The organism is Lysobacter concretionis Ko07 = DSM 16239 (assembly GCF_000768345.1).
In the GTDB taxonomy this organism is placed as follows: Bacteria; Pseudomonadota; Gammaproteobacteria; order Xanthomonadales; family Xanthomonadaceae; genus Novilysobacter; species Novilysobacter concretionis.
The window spans coordinates 502,008-522,044 of sequence record NZ_AVPS01000001.1; the positions used below are offsets into that span (position 1 = coordinate 502,008).

Annotated in this window: 17 protein-coding genes; 8 read left to right on the forward strand and 9 right to left on the reverse strand. The window is 69.5% G+C overall.

Going from position 1 to position 20,037, the window contains the following annotated elements; genetic code table 11:
• The first annotated feature begins 3 nt into the window (after positions 1-3).
• Positions 4-456 (forward strand): pyrimidine dimer DNA glycosylase/endonuclease V, encoded by a 453-nt coding sequence (locus N792_RS02085; RefSeq protein ID WP_036192035.1) that lies wholly within the window; start codon positions 4-6, stop codon positions 454-456.
• A 30-nt stretch (positions 457-486) separates the two neighbouring features.
• Here the strand turns inward: N792_RS02085 and N792_RS02090 are convergent, their stop codons facing one another.
• The 3 genes from N792_RS02090 to N792_RS02100 form a co-directional block, all read right to left on the reverse strand.
• Positions 487-1,194: an adenine nucleotide alpha hydrolase gene (locus N792_RS02090; RefSeq protein WP_191150491.1), complete on the reverse strand. Its 708-nt coding sequence runs from the start codon at positions 1,192-1,194 to the stop codon at positions 487-489.
• A 381-nt stretch (positions 1,195-1,575) separates the two neighbouring features.
• The gene (locus tag N792_RS02095) at positions 1,576-1,920 is read right to left on the reverse strand and encodes a hypothetical protein (protein WP_036192038.1); all 345 of its coding nucleotides are present in this window, start codon (positions 1,918-1,920) and stop codon (positions 1,576-1,578) included.
• Between the two features lie 229 nt (positions 1,921-2,149).
• Entirely contained in the window at positions 2,150-5,629 is a 3,480-nt protein-coding gene (locus N792_RS02100; RefSeq protein ID WP_224743903.1) for an amidohydrolase family protein, read from the reverse strand.
• Positions 5,630-5,868: 239 nt separating this feature from the next.
• Here N792_RS02100 and N792_RS02105 point away from each other — a divergent pair, with 239 nt between their 5' ends.
• Positions 5,869-6,666 carry a TSUP family transporter gene (locus tag N792_RS02105; RefSeq protein ID WP_036192418.1) on the forward strand — a complete coding sequence of 266 codons (798 nt, stop codon included), beginning with the start codon at positions 5,869-5,871 and terminating at the stop codon, positions 6,664-6,666.
• A 124-nt stretch (positions 6,667-6,790) separates the two neighbouring features.
• Here N792_RS02105 and N792_RS02110 read toward each other — a convergent pair whose 3' ends face one another.
• Positions 6,791-7,738: a DegV family protein gene (locus N792_RS02110; RefSeq protein WP_036192041.1), complete on the reverse strand. Its 948-nt coding sequence runs from the start codon at positions 7,736-7,738 to the stop codon at positions 6,791-6,793.
• A 252-nt stretch (positions 7,739-7,990) separates the two neighbouring features.
• Here N792_RS02110 and N792_RS02115 point away from each other — a divergent pair, with 252 nt between their 5' ends.
• The gene (locus N792_RS02115; protein WP_036192044.1) at positions 7,991-9,850 is read left to right on the forward strand and encodes a DUF885 domain-containing protein; all 1,860 of its coding nucleotides are present in this window, start codon (positions 7,991-7,993) and stop codon (positions 9,848-9,850) included.
• Between the two features lie 63 nt (positions 9,851-9,913).
• On the opposite strand, the gene N792_RS02120 is transcribed toward N792_RS02115, so the two are convergent.
• The 3 genes from N792_RS02120 to N792_RS02130 all read right to left on the reverse strand — a co-directional run bounded on the left by N792_RS02120 (position 9,914) and on the right by N792_RS02130 (position 13,342).
• Positions 9,914-10,321, reverse strand: a complete 408-nt coding sequence (locus N792_RS02120) for a DUF1761 domain-containing protein (RefSeq protein ID WP_036192047.1) — start codon at positions 10,319-10,321, stop codon at positions 9,914-9,916.
• 226 nt (positions 10,322-10,547) lie between these two features.
• A complete protein-coding gene (locus N792_RS02125) occupies positions 10,548-11,864 on the reverse strand; it encodes an amidohydrolase family protein (protein ID WP_036192050.1) in 1,317 nt (438 codons plus the stop codon).
• A gap of 11 nt (positions 11,865-11,875) precedes the next feature.
• Entirely contained in the window at positions 11,876-13,342 is a 1,467-nt protein-coding gene (locus N792_RS02130) for an amidohydrolase (protein ID WP_036192053.1), read from the reverse strand.
• A 195-nt stretch (positions 13,343-13,537) separates the two neighbouring features.
• On the opposite strand from N792_RS02130, the gene N792_RS02135 reads away from it, so the two are divergent.
• Both N792_RS02135 and N792_RS02140 read left to right on the forward strand, forming a co-directional pair.
• Positions 13,538-14,119, forward strand: a complete 582-nt coding sequence (locus N792_RS02135) for a lysozyme inhibitor LprI family protein (RefSeq protein WP_036192057.1) — start codon at positions 13,538-13,540, stop codon at positions 14,117-14,119.
• A gap of 388 nt (positions 14,120-14,507) precedes the next feature.
• The gene (locus N792_RS02140) at positions 14,508-15,050 is read left to right on the forward strand and encodes a DUF924 family protein (RefSeq protein WP_036192059.1); all 543 of its coding nucleotides are present in this window, start codon (positions 14,508-14,510) and stop codon (positions 15,048-15,050) included.
• Positions 15,051-15,201: 151 nt separating this feature from the next.
• Here the strand turns inward: N792_RS02140 and grxD are convergent, their stop codons facing one another.
• The gene (gene grxD / locus N792_RS02145; RefSeq protein WP_036192061.1) at positions 15,202-16,131 is read right to left on the reverse strand and encodes a Grx4 family monothiol glutaredoxin; all 930 of its coding nucleotides are present in this window, start codon (positions 16,129-16,131) and stop codon (positions 15,202-15,204) included.
• Positions 16,132-16,238: 107 nt separating this feature from the next.
• On the opposite strand from grxD, the gene N792_RS02150 reads away from it, so the two are divergent.
• Positions 16,239-17,096, forward strand: a complete 858-nt coding sequence (locus N792_RS02150; RefSeq protein ID WP_084105306.1) for a polysaccharide deacetylase family protein — start codon at positions 16,239-16,241, stop codon at positions 17,094-17,096.
• Between the two features lie 170 nt (positions 17,097-17,266).
• Here N792_RS02150 and N792_RS02155 read toward each other — a convergent pair whose 3' ends face one another.
• Positions 17,267-18,109, reverse strand: a complete 843-nt coding sequence (locus N792_RS02155) for an outer membrane protein assembly factor BamD (RefSeq protein WP_036192063.1) — start codon at positions 18,107-18,109, stop codon at positions 17,267-17,269.
• 80 nt (positions 18,110-18,189) lie between these two features.
• Here N792_RS02155 and rluD point away from each other — a divergent pair, with 80 nt between their 5' ends.
• Together rluD and pgeF are read left to right on the forward strand one after the other, a co-directional pair.
• Positions 18,190-19,164, forward strand: a complete 975-nt coding sequence (rluD, locus tag N792_RS02160; protein ID WP_036192065.1) for a 23S rRNA pseudouridine(1911/1915/1917) synthase RluD — start codon at positions 18,190-18,192, stop codon at positions 19,162-19,164.
• A 3-nt stretch (positions 19,165-19,167) separates the two neighbouring features.
• Entirely contained in the window at positions 19,168-19,956 is a 789-nt protein-coding gene (gene pgeF, locus N792_RS02165; RefSeq protein ID WP_036192067.1) for a peptidoglycan editing factor PgeF, read from the forward strand.
• The last annotated feature ends 81 nt before the right edge of the window (positions 19,957-20,037 follow it).

Below are 20,037 nucleotides of genomic sequence, written 5' to 3' on the forward strand. Positions count from 1 at the left end.
ACCATGAGGCTGTGGTCGCTGCATCCGCAGCATCTGGACCGGCAGGGACTCACCGCGCTCTGGCGCGAAGGCCTGCTCGCGCGTGCGGTCCTGCTCGGCCGCACGCGCGGCTATGTCCACCACCCGCAGCTGGAGCGCTTCCGGGCCCGGCCCGATCCGGTCGCGGCACTCGACGCCTACCTCGCGGCCGTGGTCGACGAAGCCGACGCGCGGGGTTACCGGTACGACCGGAGCAAACTCGGGCCAGTGCCCGGGCCCGGGAATGAACGGCCGCGGATCGAGGTCAGCCAGGGGCAGCTCGACTTCGAGTGGCAGCACCTGATGGGCAAGTTGTCCCGTCGCAGTCCGGACTGGCATGACGCCCAGCAGGCGCACGCCGGCCCGCGTTGCCATCCGTGTTTCGAGACGGTGCCCGGGCCGATTGCGGACTGGGAGCGCGGGAAGGTGGCTGCGTAGCGGCGGCGTTCCGCGACAGGTACGGGTGGGTTACGCGCGAGCGTCGCCCACGCCGTGCGGCGACCCGGCCAGGCGGAAATCGGTGAAGGCGAACCGGCCGTCGCGCAGCACGGTGTCCCCTTGTTCCAGGTGCAGTGGCGCGGCGAACATCGGACCGGCTTCGACCAGGGTGTGGAACTCGCCGTTCTCGCCGCAGGGGTCGCAGTTCTGCGGAAGCTCGGCCAACAAGTCGGCATCGAACAGCCTTCCCGCGAAGCTTGCGTCCAACTGCCCGGTATCGATGCAACACAGTCGGGTGCGCAGGCCGCCGGCGATCATCTCGCGCGCCAGTGCCGCGGTGTCGGCGCCGAACAGCGGCGTCAGGATCTTCCAGCCGTGGCGGGAGCACAGTGCCTCGCGCCACTGGCGCACATCGGCCAGCAGCAGGTCGCCGAAGGCGATGGTGTCGATGCCGGGCCAGCGTTCACGCGCGGTGGCCAGACTGCCGGCGAACGCGGTTTCGTAGGTGTCGTTGTCGCTGCCGTGCGGGATCACCGACTCCAGCAGCGGCAGCCCTGTCGCGGCCGCCTGCGCGAGCAGCACGTCGCGGCGGATGCCGTGCATGGCGACGCGGTCGAAGTCGCTGTTGAGCGTGGTCAGCAGGCCGACGACGTGGACATCGTCGCGCTGGCGCAGGCGGTGCAGCGTCCAGGCCGCGTCCTTGCCGCCGCTCCAGGCGAGCAGGATGTTTTTGGTCATCTGGGGTCTCGTCAAGGAAGGTCTGAACAATTATCGTCATCCCCGCGAAGGCGGGGGTGAGGTCGGAGGTTTGCGAGCCACTGGCTCGCGTCCGAACGAACGCCCAAGCGCTATGCGCGCGGGCCGGGGATCGCGAGATCCATGGACTTCGAGCCGTTGATTGGCAATGTCCTTGGACGACCCGCTGCGCTCGCCCTGCGGGTCGTCCTTTCGGACGATCTGCGCGCTGCGCGCTTGTCCCGCCTACGACCGCAGGAGTGGCGGCGGCATGCCCGCTGAGTGAGTCGTGAACCTGCAAATGTTGGATTGATGTACAGGTCGCGACTTGCGTCGCTCCTGCACGAGGTCAGGGGGGCGCGCTGTCCAGTTGCAGGGGCCGCTTCAGGCCGTCTTGACGTCGCGCAGCTCCCAGGCGCTGCCGGCGAGCAGGCGCAGGCGCTGTTTCAGGACCGTGCCGGGAATGCTGGTGGTGACGATCAGGTCGATGTGGAGGTCGTCCTGCGCGCCTTCGACGGTGGCGTCGGGGTCGGTCGCGGCCAGGGAAAGGTCGACCTCGTCGGGCTCGGGCTGCTTGCGGCGCCACTTGTCGAACAGGCGGTCGCCGCGCAGCGCGGCCTGCAGCTCGCTGGCGAAGCCTTCGCCGCTGAGGGCGGTGAAGGACAGGTCCGGATCGGCGCCGCGGGCCAGCGCGCCGTCGGGCAGGGTGATGTAGTAGCGGGTGGCCATTGAAAATTCTCCTGAAGATGGCTGCAGCGTAGGCAGCGCTCCATGGGGGTTTCGTGAACGGGGTGGCCCGGGTTTTGTAGGAGCGACGTGAGTCGCGAGCCTTCGAACCCAGCCAGGAAGCACAGGTCGCGACTCACGTCGCTCCTACGGGAAGACCCCGAGGTCCCGGTAGAACATTCCCCGGCAGAGCGCGACCGCCCCACAGCGGCCGCGTGCGTCGTTCCGGCGCTCAGTCCAGATGCACGTGCGCGCCGTCGCCTTTCGGGCAATGGCAGACCGCGGTCGGGCCGAACTGGCTGCCGAAGGTCTGGCCTTCGCGGTGGCGCTGCCAGTAGAAGTTCGGCGCCGCTTCCCTGCGGTTGCCGATCTCGGCCATGTCGGCAGCGACGTCGAACAGGCGGCCGTCGACCATCACGTAGCGGGTGTCGATGGTGGCGCGGATGTTCTCCAGCGGGTTGCTGTCGAGCACCACCAGGTCGGCCTGCTTGCCGACTTCCAGCGAGCCGATGTGGTCGGACAGGCCGAGATAATCGGCCCCGTCGATGGTCGCCGCACGCAGCGCCTCGAAGTGGCTGAAACCGCCCTGGGCCAGCATCCAGATTTCCCAGTTCGGACTCAGGCCCTGCAGCTGGCCGTGGCCGCCGACCTGGATCCTGACCCCGGCGTCGCGCAGGGTCTTGGCGGCCTTCGACACCTCGATGTGCCAGTAGTCCCAGTCCGGTGCGGTCTCGCGACGGATGCTGCGTGCGTCCAGCGTCTCGCGCGGGAAGAAGCGGTTGAGCTTCGGGTCTTCCCACACGTTGTCGCGCGCGTACCACCAGTACTCGCCGGACAGGCCGCCGTAGCTGACCACCAGCGTCGGCGTGTTGCGCACGTCGGTCTGCGACCACAGCCCGACCACGTCCTTGTACAGCGGCGCGACCGGGATGTTGTGCTCGATGCCGGTGACGCCGTCGAGGATCATCGTCATGTTGTGGTGGAAGGTGCTGCCGCCTTCCTCGACCACCAGCATGCCCAGCTCGCGCGCGGCGGTGTTGATCTGCTGGCGCTGCTCGCGGCGCGGCTGGTTGTAGCTCTTGACGCTGAACGCGCCGTTCGCCTTCAGCCGGCGCAGGTGGCTGCGGGCATCGTCGAGCGAATTGACCACCACCTTGAAGTCGCCGTCGGCGCCGTACAGGATCGAGCCGGTGGAGAACACCCGCGGGCCGACCATCTTGCCGGCCTTCTGCAGCTCCGACTCGGAGAACACGAACTCGGTGGTTGCCGAGGGGTCGTGCAGGGTGGTGACGCCGAACGCGAGGTTGGTGTAGTACGCCCAGTTCTGCTGCGGGATCACCCCTTGGCCGAAGTGCGAGGCGTGCGCGTGGACGTCGATGTAGCCCGGCAGGATGGTCTTGCCGGTCGCATCGATCACGTTCGCGCCGGCCGGCACCGTGGTCGAGTCGCTGGGGCCAACCGCGATGATCTGATCGCCGCGCAGCACGATCGTGCCGTCCTCGATCACTTCCTGGCTGTTCTCCGCATCGCGCATGGTGATGATGCGGGCGTGGGTGAAGGCGACCAGTGCGGTCGGCTTGTCCACCGGGATGCTCAGGCCGACCGCGATGCCGCCGCCGGCGACCGGCTTGGCGATCTCCTCCGGGGCGCCGGGCAGGAACGCCAGGCTCTGGTCGAGCGCGCGCGAGTGGTACCTGTCGCCGACCATCCAGTGCAGCGACTTGGAGTCCGCCGCCCAGTGCAGGTAGTTGCCGACATCGGCGCTGACCTGGCCGACCGGGATCGCCTTGCTGTCCTTGCCCAGCTCGACCGGCTTGCCGGTGGCGGTCATCGGCGCGACGTAGGCGTTGAACAGTTCGGTGAACGCGACCCACTGGCCGTCCGGGCTGATCTGCACCGAGTCGACGTACTTCAGGTTGAACACCTCGCGCGGGTCCTCGCCGTTGAGGCCGACCGACATCAGCTTCTTCTCCAGCCCGCCGCCGGTGAGGTAGTAGACGCGCGTGCCGTCGGCGCTGAACTGCGGGGCGCTGCCGTGCTCGGCCACGCGCACCGCCGCTCCGCCGCCGGCCGGCATCACGTAGATGCCGCGGTCGCCCGACCACAGGCTGCCGGTCAGGCTGCTGCCGCCGGACTTGCTGTAGACGATGCGCTTGCCGTCGGGCGAGAACCGCGGGTGGTAGTAGAAGCCCTTGTCGCGGGTCAGCCGCGTGCCGCTGCCGCCGCCACTGGCGCCGCGCACGTAGATCGCGCCGAGCGCCTCGTCCGACCAGGTCGTGTACAGCAGCTTGCTGCCGTCGGGGCTGAAGCTGGGCTCGTACTCGTACAGGCCTTCGTTGGCGGTCAGGCGCTGCGGCTCGCCGCCGGGCAGGCGCTTGCGCCATAGCTTGCCGACCGCATGGAACACCAGCGCGTCGCCGTTGGCCGAGGTCGCCACGTCGCGGATCATCTTCGGCGCGAACCGGCCCTCGTCGATCTGCTGCTTGAACCGCAGCGGCTCGGCCACGGTCTGCTCGATCTGCGCGGTGAACGGGATTTCCGCCGGCTGGCCGCTGGCCATGTCGACCCGCCACAGCTTGCCCTGGGCCCAGATCACCACCGCCTTCGAGTCCGGTGTCCAGTCGAAGCCGGTGTACGGGCCGAAGATCGCCCAGGCTTCCTGCTGGTCGTGGCTGAGACCGTCCCAGACCGGGCGCACCTCGCCGCTGGCCAGATCGAGCCGGTGCAGCACCGACTTCTCGCGCACGCGCTTCACGAACGCCAGCGACCTGCCGTCCGGGGACGGCTGCGGCCGCACCGCGCCGCCAGGCGAGGCGACGATGGTGTCGGTCTTGCCGGTCTGCCGATCCAGCCGCTTGATCGCGTAGATCACCCCGTGCGGGTCGCGGTTGTAGTCGAACGCGCCGCCGCTGCTGACATCCTCGGAGTAGTACACGTAGTGGCCATCGGGCGACACCGCCGGCTCGCCGAGGTCCTGCTGCTCGTTCTTCTTCTCGGTCAGCTGCAGGCCCTGCGTGCCGCCGCTGGCGTGGTACATCCACAGCTCGCCGGCGCCCAGCGAACGCCCGGAGGTGAAGTGCTTGCGACCGATGATGAACTGCCCGTCCGGCGTCCACGCGGGGTTGTTGAGCAGGCGAAAATCCTCATTGGTGACCTGCACCGGATTGCCGCCGCTGGTGTCGACGCGCCACAGGTTGTTGCCGCCGCGGCGGTCGGAGGTGAAGGCGATCTGGCGGCCATCGGGCGACCAGCGCGGCTGCACGTCCCAGGCCGGGCCGGAGGTGATGCGCTGCGCGGTGCCGCCGGCGATCGGCAGGCGGTAGAGGTCGCCCAGCAGCGAGAACACCAGCTGGCGGCCGTCGGGCGAGACATCGACGTCCATCCAGGTGCCTTCATCGGTGCTGAAGCTGACCGTTTTGGTCGGCCCGTGGGGCGCGTTGACGTCCCATTTCTTCTCCGCGTCCCTGGCGTCCGCCGATGGGCGCGAGATGCCCTTGGCGACCTCGGCTGCGGCCTGGGCCGGATCGTTGGCGACCGGGTCGAGCGCGTCCTGTTCGAGCTGGACAGGGTCTTCGCTGGCGTCGCGATCCACCGGCGGGGCCGGCTGTGGCGTCGGCGGCGCGGGTGGCGCGGGGTCCTGGGCGAAGGCCGGCAGCACGAAGGAGGCGGACAGGGCGCTGGACAGCGCGAGGACAAGCAGGCGACGGGTCATCGAAAGGCACACGCGGGAGTGGGTCGCGCAGGGTATCGTCCCGCCGGCCCCGCGGTCGTGGGCACAAAGTCCTGCGCCCGCCTGTGGCTGGCGCTCCTTGCCGTCATTGTTGGCCGGCTTGGCTGGCCGGCTGGCTGGACGGCATTTCTGGTCAGTGCCGGACAGCCCCGCCTACCATGGCGGACTTCGGCGGCTTCGGCCGCTTTTTGCACGCGTCACCCAGCGGGGCACGTCCCATCATGGAATTCGGTATCGAGGCCATCGCCCTGCTCATGGGCGTGGCTTTTGTTGCAGGCATCATCGACGCGATCGCCGGCGGCGGCGGGCTGCTGACCATTCCCGCGTTGATGGCGGTCGGCGTATCGCCAGTCCAGGCGCTGGCCACCAACAAGTTGCAGAGCAGTTTCGGCACCGCCAGTGCGGTCGTCGCCTTCGCCCGCAAGGGACGCATCGACTTCCGCCGTTTCGCCAGGCCGGCGATGGGCGCGTTCGTCGGTTCGGTGCTGGGGGCCTGGACATTGCAGCGCGTCGACCCGGCCTTCCTCGCCGGGCTGGTGCCGGTGCTGCTGGTCCTGATGGTGATCTACTTCACCTTCGGGCCGAAGGCCTCCGAGGAAGACCGCCACAGCCGCTTCGGCCCCGGCGTGCTGGTCGGCATCGTGATCGCCACCGGTTTCTACGACGGCTTCTTCGGCCCCGGTGTCGGCACGTTCCTGACCACGATCCTGGTCGCGTTTTTCGGCATGGGGCTGGTGTCGGCCACCGCCCATACCAAGCTGCTGAACCTGTCGAGCAACATCGCCGCCCTGATCACCCTGATGATCGGCGGCCACGTGCTGTGGACGATCGGATTGTTGATGGCGATATCGAGCGTGGCCGGCGGGCAGGTCGGCGCCCATCTGACGCTGCGGGTCGGCGGGAAAATGATCCGCCCGCTGCTGGTGGTGATCGCGCTGGCGCTGACCGCGAAGCTGCTGTCGGATCCGGCCAATCCGCTGACGGCATGGGTGCTGAAGCTGGCCTTGGGCGGGCCGTGAGGCTGGTCTGGGTTGCGGTGTTCGCGGCGCTTCGTATCGCGCCCGTCGAGCGGGTGTCGGCGCTGACGCGCAATTGACCACGCACCGGATCCGGCGCCGCGGCGGCGCCGTCATCCGGTCCGGATCACTCCTCGAACCTGGCCTGGCCTTCGGCCGCGAACGCCACCACCAGCGCGCCTTTGCCGACGTTGACCATGCCGGTCAGGCTCATCACGCTCTCGAACAGCTCGATGTTGTTCGCCGCACAGGCCGCACGCAGCTCCGGGTAGCCGGGCAGGGCGCGCATCTCGTCCAGCTCGCCGCCGTAGCTCAGGCACACGGTCGGGGTCATCAGGCCCGCGTGGATGCGCTTGATGGTGAACGCGAACAGCTTCTCCACCGCCGGCTCGAACCCCTTGATCTTCGCCACCGCACCGGTCTCGCCGCGGTTGCAATGCAGCACCGGCTTGATGTCCAGCGCGCTGCCCAGTGCCGCGCTGAGCAGGCCGACGCTGCGGTCGCCCTTGCTGCGGGCGCGGGCGCGCAGGTAGTACAGGTCGCGCGGGATCATGTAGCCATGCGTGTGCAGGGCGAGGTTTTCCAGCCGTGCGCGGATCTTCGGCGCGCCTTCGCCGGCATCGCGCAGGCGCACCGCCTCCACCGCGGCGATGCCCTGGGCGGCGAACAGGTTCTGGGTGTCGATCACCCGCAGCGCGAACGGGGTCGGGTTGCCGGCTGCGGAGCGCGCGGCCTTGTACTCGTTGAGGATCGCGAAGCTGGCCTGCTGCGCATGGTCGAAGATCGGACTGCGCGATTTGGTGATCGTCATGCAGAACACGTAGTCGTAATCGATCACCAGCCGGTTGATGAACAGCTCCTGGATCTGCTGCACCGTGTACGGCATGGTTTCCGCCTCCGCCCCGCGCTCGGCCACGTGCGCGTGCAGGAACTCCAGCGTTGCCTGCTCGTCGCGGTGATCGGCCAGCACCGCCTCGCCGATCCGCACCGTGATCGGCAGGATCGTCACCTCGTGGCGCTGCAGGTATTCCAGCGGCAAGTCGCATGCCGAATCGACAACCAGTCCAATGCGCATGAATCCCCCCGGAAAGGAAATGAAGACGGCGTCACAAAACGCCTGCAGCATAGCGTTGGTGGGGCGGATCTGCAGTACCGGTCTTCGCAGGCGGTCTCCGCTGGCGTGGCATGGCGCGTGTGCCCGGCGACCGGCCGCCGATGCCTGACAACGCCGTGGCTGTCGGGTCTTTCGACACGGTGTGCCGCCCGCCATCCTTGCGGCATCATCAATTCCCCGGGAGCCACGCTCCCATCCACCTTCGGAGTGCCCATGCGCCGCATCCTTGCCGTCTCCGCGTTGTCCCTGGCCCTGTGCGTGGCCTGCTCGCCGGGCGCGCCGACCACCGCCACGGCTCCCGCGGCCACCTCTGCGCAAGCCGCCGCCGAGGACGCGCGCCTCAATGCGTGGTTCGAGCGCAAGTACGAGGAGCAGTTGCAGTTCAGTCCGGTCAGCATGACGTTCCTGGGCCGCAAGGACCGCTATTCCGAACTCGACGACATGTCGCGCGAGGGCGCGGCGAAGCAGTTGGCGTGGCGGGTCGCGGCGGTCGAGGAGATGAAGGCGAGCTTCGACTACGACGCGTTGGGCGCCGACGCCAGGCTGTCATGGGACCTGTTCGCCTACCAGGCCGAAGCAGCCAAGGCCGCCGACCGTTTCAGTGATCACGGCTATCCGTTCGAGCAGATGGGCGGCGCGCAGTCGTTCCTGCCGACGTTCCTGATCAACTTCCACAAGGTCGAGGACGAAGCCGACTACACCGCCTACGTCGCGCGCCTGCGCGAGGTGCCGCGGGCGTTCGGGCAGCTGATGGAGCAGGTCAAGCGGTCCGCCGGGCTCGGCATCCGGCCGCCGCGTTTCGCCCATGAGGGTGTGATCGAGCAGGCCGGCAAGGTCGTCACCGGCGCGCCGTTCACCGACGGCCCCGACAGCGCGCTGTGGGCCGACGCGCAGGCCAAGGCGGATGCGCTCGTGGCCGCAGGCAAGATCGATGCGGCGCGCGCCCAGGCACTGAAGGACGACGCCCGCGCGGCGCTGGTGGAGGCGGTGCAGCCGGCCTTCGCCGGGGTCATCGCCTGGTACACCGCCGACCTGCCCAACGCCGCGGTCAATCCCAGCGGTGTCGGCAGCACGCATCCCGACGGCGCCGCGTACTACGCCGAGCGCCTGCGCGCCTCGACCACGACCGACCTGAGCGCCGGGCAGATCCACCAGATCGGTCTGGACGAGGTCGCGCGCATCCGTGGCGAGATGGAGGCGTTGAAGGACAAGGTCGGTTTCGACGGCGACCTGAAGGCGTTTTTCCGCTTCGTCGATACCGACCCCCGGTTCAAGTACCCGGAGACCGACGCCGGCCGGCAGGCCTACATCGACGACGCCACCGCGGCGATCGCCACGATCAAGCAGCAGTTGCCCGACTACTTCGGCCTGCTGCCGAAGGCCGACCTGGTGGTCAAGCGGGTCGAGGCGTTCCGCGAGGTGGACGGCGCCGCGCAGCACTACTACCCGAGCACGCCGGACGGTTCGCGCCCGGGCGTGTACTACGCGCACCTGTCGGACATGAGCGCGATGCCGAAAACCACGCTGGAGGTCATCGCCTACCACGAGGGTCTGCCCGGCCACCACATGCAGATCGCGATCGCGCAGGAGCTGGAGGGCGTGCCGGAGTTCCGCAAGCAGGCCGGCTTCAACGCCTATGCCGAGGGCTGGGGTCTGTACTCGGAGTGGCTGGCACGCGAGATGCCGGGCACCTACACCGACCCGTATTCCGAGTACGGCCGCCTGACCTCGGAGATGTGGCGCGCGATCCGGCTGGTGGTCGATACCGGCCTGCACGCCAAGGGCTGGACCGAGGACCAGGCTGTCGCGTACTTCTCCGAAAACAGCTCGATCCCGCTGCCGGCGATCCAGGCCGAAGTGCGCCGCTACATCACCTGGCCGGGCCAGGCGACCGGCTACAAGATCGGCATGCTGAAGATCCAGGAGCTGCGCGCGAAGGCCGAAGCCGAACTCGGTGAGGGCTTCGACATCCGCGGCTTCCACGACGCCGTGCTCGGTGGCGGCGCGATGCCGCTGACCCTGCTGGAGCGGCGCATCGACCAGTGGATCGCGAGCGGGAAAAAGGCCGGTTGACGGCCGTGTGATCCGATCGACCCGACGGGCCCGGATATCCTCCGGGCCCATTTGATTACGCGGTCAGCGCCACGCCGCGAGGATCACCCCGTAGGCGATGAACTGGACGATGTGGTAGCCGCTGTCGATCATCCACAACTTCAGGCTGCGGCCGGCGAAGGCGTAGTTGATGCCGAAGCTCATCGACACGAAGAACAGGCCGACCACGAAGCCGATGCCGAACCCGTCGGCGACGCTCGCCGCCGGTGGCAGCATGCTGGCGAACACCAGCGCGGCGAGCAGGCTGCAGACGAAGGCGGTCGCGAAGATCCTGGCGGGATGTGCGGGAGCCGCGTCCGGGTCGACACCGGCCTCGCGGCACCAGGCTTTCTTGAACAGCGGCCCGTACCAGAGTCCGCCCAGGGCGAACGCGGACAGCGCGGCGGCGAGTACGGCAAACCAGTTGAGGTCGAGTTGCGGCAAGGCGGGCATGGTCGGTGTCCTGGTTGTTGGGTGAGGGGGTGGGCTGGGCGAACTTACCCGGCAACGCGACGGCACCGCCGTCGTGGAAAAGCGCCCTCTGCGAACCGGATCGAAGGGGCGTGCGAGCGATTGTGGCTCGTTGCCTGGGAAGGGCCTGAGCAACCCGGCTTTTGCCCGTCATTCCCGCGAGGGCGGGAACCCAGAGCCTTTGCTGCCGCAGTTGCTCGGAGCTTCCCTAGCGGCTGACCGCCGGATACGCCGCAGGCAGGCCGCCATTGGCGCGTGGAACCGGCGCCTGCAGGTAGCGGTCGCGCAGCTCGGTCTGGCGGCTGCGCATCTCGATCGGCCTGCCGTCGAACCAGACCTGGGTCGCCACCGCGTTCACTTCCAGCGGGTCGCCGCTCCACAGCACCAGGTCGGCGCGTTTGCCGACCGCGATGCTGCCCAGCGTGTCGGCCACGCCGAACGCCTGCGCCGGCACCGAGGTCAGTGCGGCCAGCCCCGCCTCCCACGACAGGCCGTTGGCGACGGCATTGCCGGCCAGCTGGCGGACCTTGCGCGCGTTGTGGGAGGCGTCGCCGCCCTGGCTGAAACCCACCGCCACGCCGGCGGCCGCCAGCCGCCCTGCGTTTTCCAGCGTCGCGCCGATCTGGTCGAAGCCCGCCGGCAGGTTGTCCAGCGGATTGACGAACACCGGCACGTTCGCCGCCGCCAGTTGCGGGGCCAGCTTCCAGGCCTCCGCACCGCCGGCGATCGCGATCCTGACCTTGTGCCGGGCCGACCAGCGCAGCAGCTGGCGGATGTCGGCGGCGCGGTCGACGCCTACCACCACGCGGCCGCCGTTGTCGAGGTACTTCGCCAGCGTGGTGCGTCCGGCCGGGGTCAGCAGGGCGACCCTGGCGTCGGCCGCGATCCTGCCGCGCGCTTCATCGACCAGCTGGTCGAGGATCATCCATTGGCCGGCACGCGAGCGACCGCTGAGGCCGGCGGCGTCCGAACCCAGGTCGACAAACAACGCCTTCGGGCCGACCGGATCGGCACTGCCGTCGAGCCGCATCACGCCGCCCTGACCGCCGATGATCGAGCCGCCCTCGCTGCTCCCGGCCCCCAGCAGGGTCCAGCCGATGCCCTCGATGCGGGCCACCGGCACCAGCAGCGACTCGGGGTTGTAGGCCAGGCTCACGTCGAACTCCGGACGCACCATCATCGGGCCGTCCTTCGCGCCCAGCGCCAGGCTGCTGTCGACCGTGGAGCGCTCGCCGGACACCTCCTCGATGCCGATGCCGGTGATGCCGCCGAACAGCGTCGGCGTCAGGCGCCGCTCCTGCGCGTCGACGATCTCGGCGCCCGCCGGTGCGGCCAGGGCGGCGCCGATCGCACGGATGGTCCCGCCGCTGACCAGCACGTCGGTATTGGTCAAGGTGCCCTGGCTGCCGCCGGTGTGCACGGTGGCGTTGCGGATCAGCAGGGCCTGCCCCGGACTGGATCCGGGGTCCTGGGCGTTGGCCGATACGGCGAGCAGCGCCAGCGCGGCGACCGCCAACGATTTCATGGCAAGACGGTTCACAACACACCTCCGGTAGCGGCGCGGCCCGGAGCCGACTGGCCGAGCATGAAGTCGGACGTGGCCTGTCGCGACGGATCGTTGATATCGAACACCCGCGCGCCATCGACATAGACCTGCTCGGCCTTGGCATAGACGCTGAACGGGTTGCCGTTCCACAGCACCACGTCGGCCATCTTGCCGGCCTCCAGGGTGCCGGTGCGGGCGGCGATGCCCATGGCCCTGGCGGGGTTGGCGGTCAGCCAGCCGATCGCGCGCTCGGGGGCAATCTCGATGCCGGCCAGCCGGGCGTGGGCCATGACCTTGGCCGCCTCCTGGTTGAGCCGCTGGATGCCCTCGTCCGAATCGCTGTGCACGATCGCGCAGCTGTTGGCGGGGCGGTCGACGATGGCGATGTTTTCCTGGATGCCGTCGAAGGCCTCCATCTTGAAGCCCCACCAGTCGGCCCACAGCGCCGCGCAGGTGCCCGAGGCGGCGAGCCGGTCGGCGATCTTGTAGGCCTCCACGCCGTGGTGGAACGCGGCGACCTTGAAGCCGAACTCGTCGGCCAGGTCGAGCATCGTGGTCATCTCGTCGGCGCGGTAGCAGTGGATGTGGACGAGGATGTCGCCGTTGATCGCGCCGGCCAGGGTGTCCAGTTTCAGGTCGCGCTTGCCGTTGCCGTTCTTGTCCTTGCCGCCGTTGCCGGCACTGTCGGCGGACTGCCACCAGCCGCGCTTCCTCGACGCGCCGGTCTTGTCACCGTCGCCCTGGCCGTTCTTCTTCAGGTACTCGGCCGCGTCGATGAAGGCCGCGCGGTAGCCGGCGACGTTGCCCATCCGCGTCGCCGGGCCGCCCTTCTCGCCATACACGCGTTTGGGGTTCTCGCCGCAGGCCATCTTCAGGCCCCACGGCGCGTCGGGGAATTTCATGCCCTGGTAGCTGACCGCCGGCACGTTCTTCAGCGTCACGCCGCGGCCGCCGATCAGGTTGGCCGAGCCGGGCAGGATCTGCAGCGAGGTCACCCCGCCGGCGCGCGCGGCGTCGAAGCCGGGGTCCTGCGGCCACACCGAATGCTCGGCCCAGACCGCGGCGGTGACCGGTGCGGTCATCTCGTTGCCGTCGCTGTGCGAGCGCGTGCCCGGACTGGGGTACACGCCCAGGTGCGAGTGGATGTCGATGATGCCGGGCGTGACCCACTTGCCGCTGCCGTCGATGCGCGTCGCGCCGGCCGGCAGGCTCAAGCCCCGGCCGACCTGGACGATGCGGCCATCGGCCATCAGCACGTCGGCGCCCTCCAGCCGCTCGCCGGTGCCGGTGAGCACGGTCGCGCCGTGGATCAGCACCGCCGGCGAGGCGATCCGCTCATAGGTGCTGGGGTAGGGGTCGTGGGCGAACGACGAGGGTCGGTCGCCCTGGGCGTGGGCCGCGCCGGCGAGCACCAGCCCGAGCGCAGCCGCAAGCGCGGCGGTGTGTGGACGAAGCATTGGGATTCCCCGGTTGGACGCGACGGCAGGTGGCCGGTCGCGTGGCAGTCTGTCCAGACCGTAGCCGTGTCCCGCGACGCTGCCAACCCTGACGATGGTCATGCCGGAGCGACCGCCGGCACGGAAACACGGGGCCCGGTCGCACCCCCTGCGATCCTGCATCGGCACACTGCATCCGACCGGAGGAAAGCCACGATGGAACAAGCCCTGTACCTGCTGTTGGGCGCCGCGCTGACCTGGGCGTTCTATTTCGTCCAGCGCCGGATCGAGCGCCGCGACACGGTCGACACGATCGAGCGCAACCAGAAGCTGCTGACGCTCAAGCAGGGGCTGGAAGGCGCTGGCACCAGCCTGGACGAGTTGCGCCGGTTCGAACGCCGGCTGATCGGCAAGGCCGAGGCGGCGGTACGGATCGCCGACCGCTATGTCAGCCAGGCCGAGCAGGTCGCACGCGAAAGCGATGAGCCGGTGCTGGACGAGGCCGCGATGAACCGGCGCGCGATCGCCTCGTTCCAGCAGGTCGATGACCACCTGGACCGGTTGGTGACGCGCCTGCGCGCGGCATTGGACGGCACCAGCCTGGCCGCGTTCGACGCCGTGCATCTGGGCTGGCTCGGCTACCGCGAACGCTACGCCCGCTTCATTGCCGAAGCCTATTCCGGCGGCGCGATCCAGCCGCTGATCCACGCCGTCACCCTGGAAAGCATCACCGCGGCGTGGATCACCGAACTGGAGACCCAGCTGGGCGATGGCGACGATGACGAGGAGGAGGCGTAACGCCCAAAGGCACGCTGTGAGGGTAGGAGCGACGTCAGTCGCGAACGCACGGAATCCGCAACGACGACGCGTTCCCGTGGGCCTGGAAGTCTCCGAGACGCACCTTTTGTTACCCGCCGTTCACTGCGAGTGGCCGCTCAGTGGCCTGGGCATCGATGTAGAGGTCGCGGCTGAAGCCGCTCCTACGACCGAAGGAAGTCCCCGTGGGACAGATGCCTGGGCCGCGATAGTCGTGGAGACGCCATCGTAGGAGCGACGTCAGTCGCGAACGCACTGGATTCGCAGCGGCGATGCAGTCGCGTAGATTCCCGGGCCCATGCCTCGATGCATCGGCCCTGCACCGGCTTCCTGCTACCGTCGGCATCCCGACCGGTCATGAGGTGACGTGATGGATGCTGTTGCGCGCGATGTCTTCGATTTCTGGCTGGAGGCCGGGCCGGAGCGCTGGTTCCGTGGTGGGCCGGATTTCGATGCGCTATGCCGCGAGCGCCTGCTCGATGCGCACATGGCGGCCTCGCGCGGCGAGCTGGAGCATTGGGGCGAGTGGGCGGACAGTGCGATGGCGCTGGTGCTGCTGCTCGATCAGGTGCCGCGCAACGTGTTCCGCGGCAGCGCGCATGCCTATGCGACCGATCCGCTGGCCTGCGCGGTCGCCACGCGCGCGGTCGGCCACGGGTTCGACACCCAGGTCGATCCGGCCTTGCGCCGGTTCTTCTACCTGCCGTTCACCCACAGCGAGAACCCGATGGAGCAGCAGCGCTCGGTGGAACTGCACCGCACGATGCCGGGCGAGGAGCCCGACAAGTGGGCGTTGCACCATCAGGCGATCATCGAGCGCTTCGGCCGGTTTCCGCATCGCAACCGCGTACTCGGCCGCGCCACCACGCCCGGCGAACAGGCGTGGCTGGACGAAGGCGGTTTCAGCGGCTGAGCAGGTCGGGCGGGGCGGGCACGCCTGACCGCGCGATGCGGTGAGGCAGCCCCGGAACGGTCGGGATCGACCGCTCCAGGATCGACCGCTCCGGAACTACCGGCCCCAGACCCAGGCTGCGATCAGTTTCTGCTCCAACCAACCGCTCCGATCAGTAGGTCGGCACGCTTGGATCGACCGTCGCGCTCCAGTCGGCGATGCCGCCGGCCACGTTGAACAGGCGGGTGAAGCCCAGGCTGCGGAAGTGCTCGGCGACCTGTGCGCTGCGCCCGCCGGTGTGGCACAGGAATGCCAGCGCGGTGTCCTTGGGCAGGGCCTCCAGCGCGGCGCTGCCGCCGTCCTCCAGGGTCTTGAAGGGCACCTTCACCGATGCCTGCGCGCGCTCGGCCGCCGGCCGCACGTCCACCAGCATCAGGCTGCCGTCGGCGACCCGGGCGGCGGTTTCGGTCACGTCGAGCGAGCCGACCTTCGGCGGCGCGTTCGGGTTGTCGATCACCAGGCCGCGACCGCGGGCATCATCGGCCCAGTCGATCGTCAGCCCGCGTGCGCGCTGGGCGCTGGCCAGGTCGAACTGCACCCGCAGGCCTTCCGCCTCGCTGGCGATCGCGCCGGCGTCCACCGGCGCCAGCTGCAGCTTGGCGTTGAAGCGCGGGTCGATCTCGACCTGCAGCGCGTAGCCGGCGCCGGCATTGGCGACCGCGTCGCCGAGCATCTTCGCCGCGGCCGGGGTGATGGTGATCGGCGGCGGGGTGCGGTCCGGGGCCGGCACGCCGAGCGCGGTGTACAGCTCGCCGGAATTGGCGATCTGCTCGATGATGTCGCTGCCGCCGATCAGCTCGCCGCCGATGTACAGCTGCGGGATCGTCGGCCACTGGCCGTACACCTTGATGCCCTCGCGGATCTCCGGATCCGACAGCACGTCGACGTGCTGGTAGGCCACGCCGGTGGAACCCAGCACGCCGACCGCCTTGGCCGAGAAGCCGCATTGCGGCGCGCCCGGTTCGCCCTTCATGAACAGGACGACGCGGTGGGTGGTGAGCAGGTGTTCGATGCGCGAACGCAGGGCAGGGTCGAGCGACATGGCAAGGTTTCCGTAAGGCGGGTGGAATACGGGCTGGTGTCCCGAGCGGGGCCCGATGAAGGGCCCAAGTGTACCGAGCGCCGGCTGACGCTGGCATGATCCAGGTCATGCCGTCTCCCGCCCCGCACCCGGGTCCATCCCCTGGCCCGCACCGCGTTCCGCGCCATCCGCATGCCTGGTGGATCGCGCTGGGACTGTCGCAGGCGCTGGTCGCGGCGGTCTGGTGGCAGTGGGGTTGGCGACTCGGCCTGCCGCTGATGCTGGCCAGCCATGTGCCGTTCCTGTGGGGAACGCTGAGGCCGGGGTCGCGGCTGTTCAGCCCGGTGCTGACGCGGCTGCCGACCACCGAACCGGTGGTGTGGCTGACGATCGACGACGGCCCGTCGGACGATACTGCGGCGATGCTCGACCTGCTCGATGCGCATGCCGCGAAGGCGACGTTCTTTCTGGTTGGCGAGCGCGCCCGCGCGCGGCCGCAACTGGTGCGCGAGATCGTCCGGCGCGGGCATGGCATCGGCAACCACAGCCACGGCCATCCGCAATCGGTGTTCTGGGCGCTGGGTCCGGCGCGGATGCGTGATGAGGTCGGGTCGGCGCAGGCGGAGCTGATCGATATCAGTGGCGTCGTCCCGCGCTGGTTCCGCGCGGTGGTCGGGATGGCGAACCCGTTCCTGGCCGCCGCGCTGCGCGGGCACGGTCTGGCGCGGGTGGCCTGGAGCGCGCGCGGATACGACGCGGTGGCAGCCGATCCGGCGACCGTGGTCGCGCGGATCGAGCGCGCCCTGGCCCCCGGCACGATCGTGCTGATGCACGAAGGCGCGCGTCACGGCCGCAACGTGGACACCTTGCAGCGATTGCTGCAACGGCTGGACGCGCTGGGTTACCGCACGGTGCTGCCGGAGTCGCTGGAAGGTGCTGGTGAGGTGGCCGCGGACGATGACGTGGCGACCGCCACCCGCGGCTGAAGCCACGACCGAGCGCACCGCGCCGGGCTTTTGATCGCGGACCGTGCGGGCCAGCAAGTACTGCGCCGGTGTCACCGAAGGGCACGAACGACAACGCCGCCTGGTCGGGCGGCGTTGTCGTTATTGCGTGGCGCGGATTCGTTGGCCGTTCCCGGCACCCGCAGCCGGGCTCAATTGTCGAGCGCGGACTTCTCGCGGGCAAACGGGTTCAGCTTGCGCCAGTCGCTCGGGAACCGGGGCCAGTTGCCGCTGAGGTACGGGTGGTTCGGGTCGTTCTTTTCCAGCACGCGGCGGGCATCGGCCGCCAGGGTGTCGTTGCCCAGGCCGACGTAGGCGGCGGCGAGGGTGGCCACGGCATCGTTCTGGTAGACGCTCTGCGGGTAGGTTTCCAGCAGGTAGGTCGCCCGTTCGGCGGCGGCGACATACGCGGTGCGGCGCAGGTTGTACAAGGCGACTTCCAGCTCGTGGCGGGCGAACGTGTCGCGCAGCTCGGCCATGCGCAGGCGCGCGTCGGCGGCGTAGCGGCTGTTGGGGTAGCGGTCGGCGACGATCGAGAAGTCGTTGTAGGCCTGGGTCGGGGTGGCCAGGTCGCGACGGCTGGAATCCAGCTTCCATACCTTCTGCAGGAACACCGTGTCGCGGCTGGAGTTCACCAGCCCGCGCAGGTAGTACAGGTAGGCGATGTTGCGATGGGTCGGGTAGGTGCGGATGAAGCGGTCGATGGTGCTGATCGCCTCCTCGTGGGTGCCGGCCTTGTACTGCGCGTAGGCGGTCTCGATGAACGCCTGCTCGGTGTAGGGGCCGTACGGGTACTGGGCGACCAGGTTCTTGAAGGTGGTCGCACCGGCGGACCAGTTGCCGCGCTTCATCGAGGCGTGGCCCTTCTCGTACAGCTGCTCCACCGGCGCGGTCTCCGGGGCTTCCTTTTTCTTGAACATGGCGCAGCCGGAGCCGACGAACAGCACAATCAGCATCAGCGACAACAAGCGCAGCGGGGCGGAACGATCGGTCATGGTCGGGATCACGGGCGCCGGAGGCACGAAGCGCCGATAATAGCAGTCCCGCGCCGTGTGCCCTTAACCGTGTCCTTTCAATGAATCAGCCCGCCATCACCCTCCAGGCCGTCGTGCCCGACGCTGCCGCCGGACGTCGTTTCGACGCGGTGCTGGCCGAGTTGTTTCCGTCGTATTCGCGCTCGCGCCTGGCAAGCTGGATCAAGTCCGGCGAGGTGCTGCTGGACGGCAACGTGGTGCGTCCGCGCGATCCGGTGCGCGGTGGCGAGACGGTCGCCCTGCACGCGACCCCCGACGTGCAGACGCACTCGGAGCCGGAGGACATCCCGCTGGACGTGCTGTTCGAGGACGAGCACGTGATCGTGATCGACAAGCCGGCCGGACTGGTGGTGCATCCGGGCGCGGGCAATCCGGACGGCACGCTGGTCAACGCCCTGCTGCACCGGCACCCGGACCTGAACGCCCTGCCGCGCGCCGGCATCGTCCACCGGCTCGACAAGGACACCTCCGGGGTCATGGTGGTCGCGCGCAGTCTGGTCGCCCACACCGCGCTGGTGGACCAGCTGTCCTCGCGCGAGGTGCACCGGCAGTACCTGGCCGTGGTGTCGGGCGCGCTGGTGTCAGGCGGCACCGCGATCGCGCCGATCGACCGCCACCCGCGCGACCGCGTCCGGATGGCGGTGCGCGAGGACGGCCGCGATGCGATCACCCATTACCGGCTGCGCGAGCGCTTCCGCGCCCACACCCTGCTGGAGTGCCGGCTGGAGACCGGCCGCACCCACCAGATCCGGGTCCACATGGCGCACCTGAAGCATCCGATCATCGGCGACTCGCTGTATGGCGGCTCGCTGAAACTGCCGCGCGGGGCCAACGACGCGCTGGTCGCGGCGTTGAAGGGATTCAAGCGCCAGGCGCTGCATGCGGAGACGCTGGAGTTCGTGCACCCGGTCAGCGGCGAGCCGGTGCGCTGCAGTGCGCCGATGCCGGCCGACATGCAGGCGCTGGTGAAGGCGCTGCAGGACGACACCCGCAAAGCGGCCGGGCGGGAGCGCTGAGCGATGAGCCGTGCCCTGCTGCCAGCCGACTGGCCCGCGCCGCGCGGCATCCATGCGTTCACGACCTTGCGTCACGGCGCCGGGATCTCGCCCGCACCGTTCGACACCTTCAACATGGGCAACCGCTATGCCGCCGATGGCGACGACCCGGCGCGGGTGGAGCACAACCGCGCCGAGCTGGTCGCGCTGGCCGGCCTGCCCGCCGCCCCGCACTGGTTGCGGCAGGTGCACGGGGCGGGTGTCTTCCGCGTCGACGCGGCGGGAGACGCGGCGGGCGGGGGCCATGCGTCCGAGGCCGAAGCCGATGCCGCGGTCACGTCCACGCCCGGCGCCGTGCTCGCAATCCTGACCGCCGACTGCCTGCCGGTGCTGTTCTGCGCCGACGACGGCCGTGAGGTCGCCGCCGCCCACGCGGGCTGGCGCGGGCTGGCCGGTGGCGTGCTGGAAGCCACCGTCGGCGCGATGCGGACGCCGCCTTCGCAGGTGATGGCGTGGCTGGGCCCGGCCGCCGGACCGGAGCACTACGAGATCGGCACCGAGGTGTACGAGGCCTTCGTATCGCAGGACGCCGCCGCGGCCCGTGCTTTCACCGCCACCCGGCCGGGCCATTGGCGGGTCGATCTGTACGCGCTGGCGCGGCAGCGACTGGCGGCGGCCGGCATCGCGCCCGACCGCATCCATGGCGGCGGCCTGTGCACGATCGCCGACCCGCAGCGGTTCTACTCGCACCGTCGCGACCAACGCGCCGGGCGCATGGCGTCGCTGGTCTGGATGCAGGCTTCCGTGCGCTGATTTTGCAGTGTCTTCCGTACACGCCGTCCATACACGCCGTCCTGCCCCTTCGCATGACAGCCTCGACGGCACCCGGATGCG

Bases quoted from the DNA above. Each gene is read 5' to 3' on its own strand.
- N792_RS02085 (WP_036192035.1), top strand. From the start codon at position 4: ATGAGGCTGTGGTCGCTGCATCCGCAGCATCTGGACCGGCAGGGACTC.
- N792_RS02090 (WP_191150491.1), bottom strand. From the start codon at position 1,194: ATGACCAAAAACATCCTGCTCGCCTGGAGCGGCGGCAAGGACGCGGCC.
- N792_RS02095 (WP_036192038.1), bottom strand. From the start codon at position 1,920: ATGGCCACCCGCTACTACATCACCCTGCCCGACGGCGCGCTGGCCCGC.
- N792_RS02100 (WP_224743903.1), bottom strand. From the start codon at position 5,629: ATGACCCGTCGCCTGCTTGTCCTCGCGCTGTCCAGCGCCCTGTCCGCC.
- N792_RS02105 (WP_036192418.1), top strand. From the start codon at position 5,869: ATGGAATTCGGTATCGAGGCCATCGCCCTGCTCATGGGCGTGGCTTTT.
- N792_RS02110 (WP_036192041.1), bottom strand. From the start codon at position 7,738: ATGCGCATTGGACTGGTTGTCGATTCGGCATGCGACTTGCCGCTGGAA.
- N792_RS02115 (WP_036192044.1), top strand. From the start codon at position 7,991: ATGCGCCGCATCCTTGCCGTCTCCGCGTTGTCCCTGGCCCTGTGCGTG.
- N792_RS02120 (WP_036192047.1), bottom strand. From the start codon at position 10,321: ATGCCCGCCTTGCCGCAACTCGACCTCAACTGGTTTGCCGTACTCGCC.
- N792_RS02125 (WP_036192050.1), bottom strand. From the start codon at position 11,864: ATGAAATCGTTGGCGGTCGCCGCGCTGGCGCTGCTCGCCGTATCGGCC.
- N792_RS02130 (WP_036192053.1), bottom strand. From the start codon at position 13,342: ATGCTTCGTCCACACACCGCCGCGCTTGCGGCTGCGCTCGGGCTGGTG.
- N792_RS02135 (WP_036192057.1), top strand. From the start codon at position 13,538: ATGGAACAAGCCCTGTACCTGCTGTTGGGCGCCGCGCTGACCTGGGCG.
- N792_RS02140 (WP_036192059.1), top strand. From the start codon at position 14,508: ATGGATGCTGTTGCGCGCGATGTCTTCGATTTCTGGCTGGAGGCCGGG.
- grxD (WP_036192061.1), bottom strand. From the start codon at position 16,131: ATGTCGCTCGACCCTGCCCTGCGTTCGCGCATCGAACACCTGCTCACC.
- N792_RS02150 (WP_084105306.1), top strand. From the start codon at position 16,239: ATGCCGTCTCCCGCCCCGCACCCGGGTCCATCCCCTGGCCCGCACCGC.
- N792_RS02155 (WP_036192063.1), bottom strand. From the start codon at position 18,109: ATGACCGATCGTTCCGCCCCGCTGCGCTTGTTGTCGCTGATGCTGATT.
- rluD (WP_036192065.1), top strand. From the start codon at position 18,190: ATGAATCAGCCCGCCATCACCCTCCAGGCCGTCGTGCCCGACGCTGCC.
- pgeF (WP_036192067.1), top strand. From the start codon at position 19,168: ATGAGCCGTGCCCTGCTGCCAGCCGACTGGCCCGCGCCGCGCGGCATC.